The sequence below is a fragment of the Brevibacterium sp. Z349TD_9 genome (assembly GCF_056173565.1).
Genome location: NZ_CM149680.1, coordinates 970,701 through 982,918 on the forward strand (window position 1 = coordinate 970,701; position 12,218 = coordinate 982,918).

Annotated in this window: 10 protein-coding genes; 3 read left to right on the forward strand and 7 right to left on the reverse strand. The window is 69.8% G+C overall.

Annotated elements, in window-relative coordinates; all coding sequences use genetic code 11:
• The first annotated feature begins 31 nt into the window (after window positions 1–31).
• Entirely contained in the window at window positions 32–358 is a 327-nt protein-coding gene (locus AC0VYB_RS04265) for a DUF4229 domain-containing protein (protein ID WP_009380541.1), read from the forward strand.
• 82 nt (window positions 359–440) lie between these two features.
• Here the strand turns inward: AC0VYB_RS04265 and AC0VYB_RS04270 are convergent, their stop codons facing one another.
• From AC0VYB_RS04270 to AC0VYB_RS04280, 3 genes are all read right to left on the reverse strand, one after another.
• Complete coding sequence (locus AC0VYB_RS04270) at window positions 441–1,373, reverse strand: 1,4-dihydroxy-2-naphthoate polyprenyltransferase (protein WP_119296364.1); 933 nt, start codon at window positions 1,371–1,373, stop codon at window positions 441–443.
• A 91-nt stretch (window positions 1,374–1,464) separates the two neighbouring features.
• Window positions 1,465–2,679, reverse strand: a complete 1,215-nt coding sequence (locus tag AC0VYB_RS04275) for an AMP-binding protein (RefSeq protein WP_063249228.1) — start codon at window positions 2,677–2,679, stop codon at window positions 1,465–1,467.
• Between the two features lie 4 nt (window positions 2,680–2,683).
• The gene (locus AC0VYB_RS04280; RefSeq protein ID WP_095376755.1) at window positions 2,684–3,601 is read right to left on the reverse strand and encodes a 1,4-dihydroxy-2-naphthoyl-CoA synthase; all 918 of its coding nucleotides are present in this window, start codon (window positions 3,599–3,601) and stop codon (window positions 2,684–2,686) included.
• 103 nt (window positions 3,602–3,704) lie between these two features.
• On the opposite strand from AC0VYB_RS04280, the gene AC0VYB_RS04285 reads away from it, so the two are divergent.
• Window positions 3,705–4,838, forward strand: coding sequence for an o-succinylbenzoate synthase (locus AC0VYB_RS04285; protein WP_095376754.1), 1,134 nt, complete (start codon window positions 3,705–3,707; stop codon window positions 4,836–4,838).
• Between the two features lie 9 nt (window positions 4,839–4,847).
• Here the strand turns inward: AC0VYB_RS04285 and AC0VYB_RS04290 are convergent, their stop codons facing one another.
• Together AC0VYB_RS04290 and AC0VYB_RS04295 are read right to left on the reverse strand one after the other, a co-directional pair.
• Window positions 4,848–5,561, reverse strand: a complete 714-nt coding sequence (locus AC0VYB_RS04290; RefSeq protein WP_095376753.1) for a sensor domain-containing protein — start codon at window positions 5,559–5,561, stop codon at window positions 4,848–4,850.
• Window positions 5,562–5,678: 117 nt separating this feature from the next.
• Window positions 5,679–7,214 carry an alpha/beta hydrolase gene (locus AC0VYB_RS04295; RefSeq protein WP_475385051.1) on the reverse strand — a complete coding sequence of 512 codons (1,536 nt, stop codon included), beginning with the start codon at window positions 7,212–7,214 and terminating at the stop codon, window positions 5,679–5,681.
• 59 nt (window positions 7,215–7,273) lie between these two features.
• Between AC0VYB_RS04295 and menD the strand changes: the two genes are divergently transcribed.
• Window positions 7,274–9,103, forward strand: a complete 1,830-nt coding sequence (menD, locus tag AC0VYB_RS04300; RefSeq protein WP_475385052.1) for a 2-succinyl-5-enolpyruvyl-6-hydroxy-3-cyclohexene-1-carboxylic-acid synthase — start codon at window positions 7,274–7,276, stop codon at window positions 9,101–9,103.
• Window positions 9,104–9,228: 125 nt separating this feature from the next.
• Here the strand turns inward: menD and AC0VYB_RS04305 are convergent, their stop codons facing one another.
• Window positions 9,229–10,734, reverse strand: coding sequence for an HNH endonuclease (locus tag AC0VYB_RS04305; protein WP_475385053.1), 1,506 nt, complete (start codon window positions 10,732–10,734; stop codon window positions 9,229–9,231).
• Window positions 10,735–10,798: 64 nt separating this feature from the next.
• Window positions 10,799–12,163, reverse strand: a complete 1,365-nt coding sequence (locus tag AC0VYB_RS04310; protein ID WP_137826846.1) for an isochorismate synthase — start codon at window positions 12,161–12,163, stop codon at window positions 10,799–10,801.
• Window positions 12,164–12,218: the final 55 nt, after the last annotated feature.

Sequence of the window (12,218 nt, forward strand, 5' to 3'; positions counted from 1 at the left end):
CACGCAGGCTGACCCGACTAGAATGGGTGCAATGCGCAGCTTCTGGATCTACACCCTCGCCCGGCTCGGCATCATCGTCGCCGTCGGGCTGCTTCTCCAACCCTTCCTCGGGTTCACTCTCGTCATGGCCGTCGCGGCGATCCTCATCGGCGCACTCATCAGCTACCTCGCGCTTGGTGGGATGCGGGCGAAGGTCGCCGGCGACATCGAGCACCGGCTCGCCAACCGCAGGAAGTCCAAGAAGCGCAAGGGCGCCGATGAGTCGTTCGAGGACAGCCTCGTCGATGAGAACGCCGCCGACGAGGCCGCAGCGACTGAGACGAAGTCAGAAGCCAAGAAGCCCGAATCGGGAGCCTGAGACTCCCACAGCTCCGCCGCCGAGCTCGGCACTCAGTCGCTGAGCACGAATGCCGTCCGCGGCTTCCCGCCGCAGAGATCGACTAGAGCGCGAGACCGAGCGCCATGAGCGCCGCGAAGCACAGTGCCGTGAGCCCAGTCGACTTGATCGTCGGAATGAGCCCTTCGCCGGTCGTCCCGCTGAGCACGGTCTTCAGCGTTGAGAGCGCGGGCACGAGAGCAAGCACCGCAAGCGCCACAGCAGGGTGCCCGTCGAGGATGGCGAGAGCCAAGAGCGCGAAGGGTGTGAGGACGAGCATCGCGTAGGCGATGCGCGCGCGATGGTCGCCGAGGCGGACGGCGAGAGTGATCTTCCCCGCCTCGGTGTCGGTGGGGATGTCGCGAAGATTGTTGACCATGAGCACCGCCGAGGCGAGCAGCCCGATCGAGACGGCCCCTGTCCACCCGCTCAGGGTCAGGGCTCCCACCTGCATCCACATCGTGCCGAGGGTGGCGACGAGACCGAAGAAGATGAAGACGAACACCTCGCCCAGTCCGAGGTACCCGTAGGGCCGCGTCCCGCCGGTGTAGAACCACGCGGCGGCCACAGCCGCGGCCCCGACGAGGAGGAACCACCACGCCTGCGAGATGAGGACGAGCGCGATTCCGACGAGACCGGCGATGCCGAAGCAGATGAACGCCGCGCGCTTGACCGCTGACGGCTCGGCGAGACCGGTCGCCGTCAGCCGCACAGGTCCCACACGCACATCGTCGGTGCCGCGGACGCCGTCGGAGTAGTCGTTGGCGTAGTTCGAGCCGATCTGGAGGAACAGGGAGACGAGGAGGGCGAGGAAGCCCTTGAAGACGATCCCCGAGAACGAGTGCTCGTGCCCGTCGTTCGTGTAGTCGCCGATGATGAACGACGTGAAGCCCCCGACCGCTCCGATCGCCGCTCCGGTGCCGATGAGCACGGGGGCGAGTGCGAGCGGCAGCGTCCGCAGTCGCGCGCCGGAGATCCACTGCGCGGCAGTTGCCATAGGGGTCGGACACCTTCCTCCGGGTTGGTTGAACCGTCTCATATTACCGAGAGTTCACTTGATCGGGAATTTCCCTCCGGTCATCGATCGGTCACGGTTCGGTGAGCATCTGCAGCCGTGCCCGGGCCACCTCGGCGGCCTGTCTGCGGTCGGGTTTGCCGATCGAACGGACGGGGATCTCATCGACGACGAGGACCTCCCGCGGAAGCATTCCCGCCGTGTCCGGGGGGACGAGGCCGCGCAGCACCTCACCGAGTCCGGTGGGGGATCCCGATCGTGCCCGCACCGCCTCCGAGGCTGCCTCGCCGAGGCGGACGAGGGCGACGATCCGCTGGCCCCACTCCGCATCGGGCACGGAGGTGACGAGCACCTCGGCGATGCCGTGGCCCTGCCAGGCCGGCAGGAGGGCGGATTCGAGGGCGTGCGGGGAGACGTTCTCCCCGCCGGAGACGATGACGTCATCGACGCGGCCGAGGACGCTGAGCACCCCGTTATCGATCCGCCCGAGGTCGGAGGTGCGGATCGTCCTCCCCGCACCCGTGCCCACGAGGGCCGGGGAGTCGATCGGGGTGAGGGCACCGTCCCCGGCGATGGCGACGTAGGCGTCGGCGACGACGGGTCCGGTGAGGTCGATCGTGCCGGCCTCGGTGATGCTCACCTCCACGCCGTCGAAGGGTCGGCCGTCGTAGACGCACCCGCCCGCGGTCTCCGACATCCCGTAGGTCCGCACGATCTTCAGCCCCGCCGCTTCCGCTCCTTCGAGCAGGGCGGGGGAGATCGCGGATCCGCCGAGGAGGATCGCCGTGAAGTCCGCAGCCGCCGAGGTGGCCGCGGGGTCGGCGAGGATCCGGTGCAGCTGCGTGGGGACGAGGGAGGTGTACCGCGGGCGCTCGCCTCCGCGGGCGACGAGCGCCCGGACGTCCTCGGCGAAGTTCGCTGCGGTGAACGAGGCGGCGGTCGAGCGGACCGGGTCCTCCCCGGCCAGGCGCGCGCGCATTTCGACCTGGAAGCCCGCGATGTGGTTGACCGGCAGGGTGAGGTACCAGCGGCCGGGACCGGAGAGGAAGCGCTCCGTCGCCCGCGCCGAGGTGGTCAGGGCCTCGGACGAGAGGGCGACGGCCTTCGCTGCCCCCGTCGACCCCGAGGTGTGGAGGATGAGGGCGGGGGAGGGTCCGTCTCCGCGCCAGAGGGCGGGGTCCGCCTCGGCGATGGACCCGGTCCGGGAGGTCGGCAGGAGGAGGATCGACTCCCCGGCAAGGGCCCGGTCGATCGCCTCCGGCAGCTGTGCTGGGGTCAGCTCTGCCACGGGCTCAGTAGTACCAGGGGTACGGCGACCAGTCGGGGTCGCGCTTCTCGAGGAATGCGTCACGGCCTTCGACGGCCTCGTCGGTCATGTAGCCGAGTCGGGTCGCCTCCCCGGCGAAGACCTGCTGGCCCATGAGGCCGTCGTCGACGAGGTTGAAGGCGAACTTGAGCATGCGCTGGGCGTTCGGGGACTTGCCGAGGATCTCTTCGGCCATCGTCAGGGCCGCGTCTTCGAGCTCGGCGTGGTCGACGACTTCGTTGACGGCGCCCATGTCGGCCATCTCCTGCGCGGAGTACGTGCGGCCGAGGAAGAAGATCTCGCGCGCCTTCTTCTGGCCGACCATCTTCGCCAGGTACGCCGAGCCGTACCCGGCGTCGTAGGAGCCGACATCGGCGTCGGTCTGCTTGAACTTCGCGTGCTGCCGCGAGGCGATCGTCATATCGCAGACGACGTGGAGGCTGTGTCCGCCGCCGGCCGCCCAGCCGGGGACGACGGCGATGACGACCTTGGGCATCGTGCGGATGAGGCGCTGGACCTCGAGGATGTGGAGGCGACCGGCCCGTGCCGGATCGACGCTCTCGCGGGTCTCGCCCGAAGCGTACTGGTAGCCGGAGCGGCCGCGGATGCGCTGGTCACCGCCGGAGCAGAACGCCCACCCGCCGTCCTTTTCACTCGGTCCGTTGCCGGTGAGCAGCACCGCCCCGACGTCGGAGGTCTGGCGGGCGTGGTCGAGAGCGCGGTAGAGCTCGTCGACGGTGTGCGGGCGGAAGGCGTTGCGGACCTCGGGACGGTCGAAGGCGATGCGCACGGCACCGACGTCGTCACCGTCGGCGTCGATCGCCCGGTGGTAGGTGATGTCGGTGAAGTCGAAGCCTGCGACCTCGCGCCAGCGGGTCGGATCGAAGATCTCGGAGACGGTCATGGTCCCCAGCCTAACGCGCGCCGAGGTGGCGCCGAGGTCAGGGTGTGCATGCCGGTCACGGGTCCTATGGGGCGGTCCCGCACCCTATGGGTAGGGTGGCCCCATGACCGCCACCGCCCGGGATCTCCCCGCCTCCATCGCCGACCTCCTGCCCCGCGTCCACGTCCTCCGGCTGCCCATGATCACGCGGTTCCGGGGCATCACCGAGCGTGAGGTCATGCTCCTCGAAGGCCCCGCAGGCTGGGCGGAGTTCTCCCCGTTCCTCGAGTACGGGCCCCTCGAGTCCTCCCGGTGGCTGCAGGCGGCACTCGAGTTCGCGGGTCTCCTCCCACCGGAGTCAGGGCAGGACCGCCCCCTCCCGGGGCAGGCGCGCCCGGGTTCCACCTCGACGGCCCCGACTCCGGCCTCGACCGAACCCGGCCGTCCCACCGCCCGTACGTCCGTCCCTGTCAACGCGACCCTTCCCGCCCGTCCCGTCGCCGAGGTCGAGTCGATCCTCGCCCGCTTCGGTGCGGTGGGCACGGTCAAGGCGAAGGTCGCGGAGAACGGGATCGCCTCCCTGCCGGAGGACCTCGCCCGCCTGCGCGAGCTGCGCCGACTCCGCCCCGACGTCGAGCTGCGCCTCGATGCGAACGCGAAGTACACCCTCGCCGAGGCGCTCGACGCCGCCGAGGCCTTCGCCGGGTTCGGTCTCCAGTACTTCGAACAGCCCGTGCCCGGGGTCGAGGACCTCGCGCGGCTGCGGGAGGAGTTGGCCGCCCGGGGCCTGCCGGTGCGCCTGGCCGCCGACGAGTCGATCCGTAAGGCCGAGGACCCCCTGCGGGTGGCCGGGCTCGGTGCCGCCGAGGTCGTCATCGTCAAGGTCCAACCGCTGGGTGGGGTGGCTGCGGCCCGGAGGATCGTCGCGGAGAGTGGGCTGCCGGCGGTGGTGTCCTCGGCGCTCGAATCCTCCGTGGGTCTGGCCGCCGGTGCGCAGCTGGCCGCGAGCCTGCCGGTCACCGCGGCGAGCAGGGAGGTCCTCGGTGAGATGCCCGCGTGCGGTCTCGGCACGGCTCGTCTCTTCGCCGAGGATGTCGTCGCCGATGGCCTCGTGCCCACGGACGGTCGGATCCCCGTGACGCGGATCGCCCCGGACCCGCAGCGCCTGAGGGCACTGGATGCGGGTCCGGGGCGATCGGAGTGGTGGCTGCGGCGGGCTCAGGCGTGCTGGGACGTCCTGCGCTCGCCCACCGAGTGAGGGCTGAACTCAGCCGGCGTTCTTGACGGCCTCGACGGCGGCCTCGGCGACCTTGACCGCGTCCTGCTCGTCGCCCTGCGGCGAGAGGTTGGCGGCGGTGACGACCGTGTTGCCGACACGGGCGACGACACTCTGCGTCGACATCGCCGGAGCTCCGCCGGTCTCCATCGAGGTGCGGGTGCCCACGGCCTCGTCGGCTCCGGCGACCTTCGCGTCGAAGGTCTCCGAGGTCATCTGCATCTCCATGCCCTGCATCGTCATCGTCACATCCCCGCAGGTCTCGGCCATCTTGCTCGAAGTCGAGAACTGATCGGTCGTGGCCTTCTCGTCGGGGAAGCTCGAGAGGCCGACGCTCATCGTGTTGTCGGAGGCGACGCCGACGACGGTGGTCCCCGCACTCGCCTGCGCGGCGTTGAGGCCGGCCATGGCGAGGTCCTTGCACTCGGCGGGCTCGAATTCGGCCTGTTCGAGGGCCTTCGCGGCCTCGCCGCTGGAGACGGCGGAGGCGTCCATCGGCTTGAAGGTCTTGCCGTCGAAATCGGTGGTCTCGATGATGTTCGTCAGGGCTGCCTCGTCGAGCTGCTTCGCGGCCTGGGTCTCCTCGGCCGCAGGCTGCGAGCCGGAGTCCTGGCCGGAGTCGGCGGAGTCCGAGGAGCCGCCGCCGGTGCATCCGGCCAGGGCGAGGACGGCGGTGAGGGTGATGGCGGGCAGAAGGCGTTTCATTGGTCGACCTCTCGAGTCTGGGTACAGCCGTCAGGTGCGGCTGGAGCGGGGGAGCGGCGGGGCGTCACGCCCGGCTTTCAGGCGGGTGCCTGGTAGTCCGCTGGGTGGCGGCTGGGATCAACTGTAATCGAGTGCTGACGGGTCCGTTCCGCGCGGGTGTGCCGATTCGGGCACATCGTCGTGCACATCCGACACACCTTCTGCAGGGTGCCCTGTCGTGTGGTCGTGCTCCTCTCGGATCGGCGTCTCCGGTTCCTCCGCGGAGGCGATACGCACGGTCGTCACCTCCTCCTGACCGAGCGTCGTGAAGTGCTGTGTGCGCCGACCAGGGATGATGGGGTCGTGCATGGCTGCGGCGAGCCGCCCGGTGAACGTCAGCCGCCCCTTCTTGTCGGCCCGCTGGGGGTACTCGTTGACCCCGGTGGGACCGGTCACGGTGATGTCGTACTTCCCGCCCGGCTGGAACAGGCCGGGGGTGCGCACGCGGAAGCTTCCGGTCCCGGTGAGGGAGAAGCCGGCGGCGCTCACGGACCCGAAGCGGATGATCTGCGCTCGCCGCCGGGAGATCTCGACCCGCCAGCCGTGGATGTCGAAGAGCGCATGGCCGGTGAGGTAGGAGAATTCGCCGCCGTCGGCGATGCGGGAGTCCTCCCGGCGCCGGGACGGTCGCGAGCTCTCGTAGTTGCGGTGCCTCTCGAGCGTCGTCAGCCACGCCCCGAGCTCCCGCTGCCAGCTCGTCCAGTTGTGCAGGCCCGTCGTCCGCGGGAACCACGAGTGTCGGATGCCGAGCGCGTTGAGCCGGGCGGAGAACCGTTCACCCTGCTGGTTGACCATGGTCTCGAGGAGGTCGCGGTCCTTCGACTCCTCGAGGCTGCCGGAGCCTGCGGAGAACCACAGGTCGATGTCGCGGAGGTTCTCGGCGAGACCGTACGGCGAGTTCGCGATCCATTCGCTGCGGTCGGCCTCCCGGTCGCCGAAGAGCGTCATCGACCGGGCGCCCTCGCGCATCGCGATGATGTCGAAGGCGGGAACCGCGGAGAGCGGGTCGAGCGGGGAGGAGAACGCCGCGGCCGCCCCATAGCGGTCGGGATGCCAGGCCGCGTACTTCATCGCCCCGTACCCGCCCATCGACAGGCCGGCGAGCAGCTGGGACTCCCGGTCGGTGTCGATCGAATAGGTCTTGGCGAGGAACTCGGGGATCTCGGTGGTGTGGAACGTCGGCCAGTCGTGAACCTCGCTGCCGACGGCGACCCGCGAGTAGGTGCCGGCACCGCCGTCGGGCATGACGACGAGGTAGGGGGTGTCGGCGGTGAGCTCCTCGGCGGCACCGAAGTCCGTCCACGAGCGGAAGTCGTCGCCGCCGCCGTGGAAGAGGTGGATGACGGGGCTGACCTCGGCGGGGATGCCCGGCAGGAGGACGCGGACTCCGACGGTGCAGCCGAGGGCGGGGGAGTAGATGAAGAATTCGCGCAGCCTCGGTGAGAGTTTCCGCTTGTCGCGGATGTGCCACCTGCGGGCGTCCTTGCCCCGGGGCTCGGGACCGAGGAAGGCACTGTTCTGGTCGCGGACGGGGAAGCGGCCGCGGTACGAGCGGGCGGCCGTGAGCGATCGGACGGCGCGTGCTCCAACCGCTAAGAGGATCGATCGGCGCATGGAGCGAGCCTAGAGGATCAACGTGAACCGCAGGAGGGTAAGTGGTTGAATATCGGGTGATGTCGAATTCGAGCGCAGTGGCGCAGCAGATCGCCCGCAGTCTGGTCGCAGCCGGAGTCAGGGAGGTCGTCCTCGCCCCCGGGTCCCGGTCCGCACCGCTCGTCTACGCGCTCGCCCCCCTCGCCGAGGCGGGGGTCATCCGCACGTACGTCCGCCTCGATGAGCGCGACGCCGGGTTCCTCGCGCTCGGTCTTGCGCGGGGTCTGCGGGTGCGCGGTGCGCAGACCGGAGAAGTCGCGTCTGCCGTAGCGCTCGTGACGACGTCCGGGTCGGCGGTGGCCAACCTCCATCCGGCTGTCCTCGAGGCCGCGTACGGGCACCTGCCGCTCATCGCCCTGACCGCCGACCGTCCCGCCAGGCTCCGAGGGACCGGCGCGAATCAGACCATCGATGACCAGGCGCAGGTGCTCAGCGATGTCCGTGCCCGTATCGATGTCCCCGCCGGCGAGGACGCGGACGTCGTCGACCGGGTGGTGACGGGGGCGGTGCGCACTGCGGTGGGTCCGGTCGGAGGGACCGGCACCGAGGCGGCCGGACCGGTCCAGGTCAACGTCCAGTTCGACACCCCGCTGGTCCCGACGCCCGACGAGTTGCGGGCGTGGACCGATGAGATCGCGGGATGGGATGAGACGGCATGGGATGAGACAGGACGGGATGAGTCCAGGCCGTATGCGGCCGAGGCTGTCGCGGCCGGAGCTGACGCTGCCGGTCCCGACGTGGCCGGGACTGATGTGACCGGTCCTGACGTGGCCGCGACGCATGTTGCCGAGACGACGGCAGTTGAAACAGCTGACGCTCCAAGGGTCGAGGTAACTGTCACCGATGGAACCGTCATCGTCGCCGGCGATGCTGGCGGCCACTCTGCCGACCGACTGCGAGCTCTCGCCGCCGATCGTCATCTGCCGGTGCTCGCCGAACCGTCGAGTCCGCTGACACGGCCCATGGCGGGTGTCGCGACCTTCGTCCCCGCCCATGCTCGGGTGCTCAGCGAACGGACGGACCTGAGAGATGCGATCCGGACGGTCATCGTCCACGGCAAACCGACCCTGACGAGGCCCGTCGCCGCATTGCTCGCTGACGACTCTGTGTCGGTGCAGCGCGTCCCCGATGACATCGATGCGACCGTGCTGACCGTGACCGACGACAATCGAGCCGACGAGGCGGCCTGGCTGCGCGAGTGGGTCGAGGCGGGAGAGTCCTTCGCCACGCCCGCCGTGAACCCCCAGCCGACCGCGCAGGCGAACCCCCAGTCGACCGCGCGGGCGATCACCGAGCACCTCGCCGCAGAGGACATCACCCTTTTCGTCGCGAGTTCGAACTCGGTGCGCTACCTCAGCGGTGCCACCGATCTCCGCGCCCGCATCCATGCGTCGCGGGGCTTGGCGGGAATCGACGGGCTCGTCTCCACGGCGACAGGGCTGTCTCTCGGGCTGGGGGAGCGGGTCGTCCTCCTCATCGGTGATATCGCGCTGCTCCACGACGTCGGCGGTCTGCTCACCCCGGCGCGCGAGCAGGCCGGCGACGTCGTCATCGTCGTCCTCAACGACGACGGCGGTGCGATCTTCTCAGGACTCGAGCACTCGCAGGACCACGTCGTTGACCACCTCGAGCGCTATTTCACCGTGCCCCACGGCAGACGCTTCGCCGACCTCGCCGCCGCATACGGTTGGGAGCATGCGCAGGTGTCCACGCTCGAGGAGTTCTCCGCCGTCTTCGCCGACACCCAGGCCGGATCTCAGTCTGCCGCCGGACACCGGAGCCGCCGGACGATCATCGAAGTCGATCTCACCTCACCGCCGACCGATCAGCCGACCGACCACGACGCCTGACGCACCGGGCAGAGTTGTCGTGTTCACCCCGCACGGCAGCGACGGTGGCCACCATGCACGGCTGACCCGGCATCGCCGAGAACTTGTCCGGCGTCGCACAGAGCTCGTCAAGCGTCGCCGGGACCTCACCCCGTGTCCCGCAATATCAACTCTCGATAGACCGATTCGACGGTGCTGACCGATTCGACGGTGCTTGGCGACTCGACAGTGCGCGGCGGCTGGGCGTCGTCGCCGTCCGGCCTGATGGGAACAACTTCGAAGGTGGGTGCCTCACCTCCCGGCCGCCTCGGTGGGCCGTTTCGATTGCTCGGCGTGCTCCGGCCTCGGGCGCGCAACTTCGTCACGAGAGGCGGAGTGTCCGCCCGATAGCGCTCCCCGGTCGGGGTGGTGACGGTGAGCGTGCCCGGAGTGGCCTCGTGCTTCCAGCCGGCCTTCTCCTTCGCGTAATTGCAGGCCGCACACAGTCCGGATGCGTTCTCCCACTCCGTGGGGCCGCCGTCGGCCACCGACTGCGCATGGTCGACGTGCTTGATCGGAGCGTCGCATCCCGGGGACCGGCACACGTCGTCGCGGAAGATCACCATCTTCCGCAGCTGACCGGTGAACTTCCGCGACTTCGAGTCCATGCCGACCAGCTGCCCGGTCGTGGGGGATGTGAAGACTCGCCGGAGGAAAGTCTGCGCGTCGGACGCCGCGAGGAACTCCCGCGCCGTCTTCGCCGGCAGGGGACCATAGCCCGGCAGCCAGGCGGGCACCCGCCCGTCGGAGAAGAGGCTTTCGGCCTCCATGACCACGGCGACCTCGACCGGCACGTCGCCGGCTGCGCCCTGCCCGGTCAGCCGTTCGACGAACAGGTCGGCCATGAGCTGCTTCTCATCGCGCCCCTCGGCCTCGCCATCTGCGATTCGACTCAGGGCGGACTGGCGGAGGTGGTCGACGACGGCGATGCCTTCGATCATGGGCAGCACGGCACTGACGCGGGCCATGCCGTCCTCGAGGTCGGCGAAGGACACGTGCCGGTCCGCCACGGCGACGTTGGAGCTCTCCCATTCGTAGGCGGGATCGTCGTCGACGCGGGCCTCATACGCGAGTGCCCGCACCTCACGGCTCAGGCGTCTGTTTCCGGTGTGGGTGAGGCGGTCCTTGAGCTCGTCATCGATGCGGACCCGCTGCTCGTGGGTGAGTCCGGCGGTGCGCTCGGCGACGGTACGGGCACGACTCTGCGGAATGTCCCCGCGGGCCAGGGCGGCGAAGGTGTGCGGGAGATCGTCGACGAGAGCATGGGCGGTCGAGAGGAATCTCCGTCCGGAGGCCGGTGCCGTGTTATTCGCATAGGCGACTTCGTGCCCGGCATACGTGCCGCGTTTGCTGGCCGGCACCTCATTCACGGTGTCCTCGGCTCCCCGATGGGCGTGCAGCGCGACGGCCTCGCTGGCTTGGACGGCGGCGATCGTCGCGGTGAGACGCTCGAGAAGACGGATGCGGTCCTGAGCCTCGCAGGCATTGGCCGAGGAGGCCAGATCGAGGAGCATCGAAGTGAAATCACGGACGACACCGGCGAACTTCGGCGCGGCGAAGGAGAGGTCGGATTCACCGTCCCCCGGAACAGCTGTGTCATCCTTCGCGTCCATACGACAACGCTACTGACCGGTCCTGACACGACATCAGAACCGACACGAGATCAGAACCGACCCCCTACTCCAACCCGAGCGCCCTCCGCATCGGGGCGAACTTCGCCTCCGTCTCGGCCACCTCGGTGGCGGGATCGGAATCGGGCATGATCCCGGCCCCGGCGAAGAGACGGATCCGGTTGCGGTCCTCGAGCTGTCCGCAGCGCAGCGCGATGCCGAACTGCCCGTTGCCGCGATCGTCCATCCAGCCCACCGGACCGGAGTAGCGGCCGCGGTCGAGCGGTTCGAGTTCGTCGACGCGCGCGACGGCGCTGGCCTGCGGGTATCCGCCGACGGCGGCGGTCGGGTGGACGGCGGCGGCGACGTCGAGGGCGTTGAGCCCGGAGTCCGCCGGCAGCTGCCCGGTGGCATCGGAGGCGGAGTGGATGACGTTGGCCAGGGGCAGCAGGTGGGGACGCTCGTCGACGGAGACCTCGTCGGCGACGGATCCCAGGCTGCGCTGCAGGGAGGCGATCGCGAAGGCGTGCTCGGTGCTGTCCTTGTGCGCGCTGAGCACCTGGCGGGCCGCGGCCATCTCCGTCGTCGGGTCGTTCTCGACCCGGTACGTGCCGGCGAGCACCCGGGAGGTCACGCGGCCGTGGTCGACGCCGATGAGCAGCTCCGGGGTCGCGCCGATGAGTCCGGCGACGTCGAACGTCCAGCAGCTCGGGTAGCTGCGGTTGAGCGCACCGAGCACGGAGCGCACATCGATCTCCTCGTCGGTGGTGACGACCTCGTCGCGGGCGAGGACGACCTTGCGCAGGGTCGGGTCATCGGAGTCGGCATCGACTTCGGCGGCCCCGTCGACGGGGGTGAGCATGGCCGAGACGGTGGCGACGAGACGTGCCCACGTGTCCTCGTCGAGGTGGCCGGGGGAGGCCTGCGCCGAGGTGACCGGTCGCAGCGGCTGTTCGCGCAGGACCGGGGGTGTCGGGGTCGCGTCCTCGGTCGCGATCGTCGTCATCCACACGCGACCGCCTCGGCGCCCGATGACGAATTCGGGGATGTGGATGAGGGAGTCGACGGCGGAGTCCTGCGAGTACGTCACCGTCGCGAAGCACATCAGCCCCGACCCGAGGAGGTCGACCTCGTCCTCGATCACCGCGGCCGCGGTGATCGTCTTCCACGCGTCCGAGAGCTGCCGGAACCGGTCGCGCCCGCGCGCCCGGATGCGCAGGGTTCGACCGAAGCCGATGAGTCCGGAGGTGTCCCTGACCCAGCAGGAGAACGCCGAGGTGGGCAGCAGTGCCAGCGTCTGCTCGACGGTCGTGGGCAGGTCGGATCCGAAGGGGAAGCCGGGGCCGGGGTCGACGTCGTCGACGAAGCGGGAGCGGACCTGCAGACGCGGGGTCGCGGTGGCGATGTCGGAGGCGGAGAGCGTCGTAGTCATGGCATGGCCACTGTATCCGAGCCCGCTCGCCGATCGCGGCACAGGGTCGGGCCCG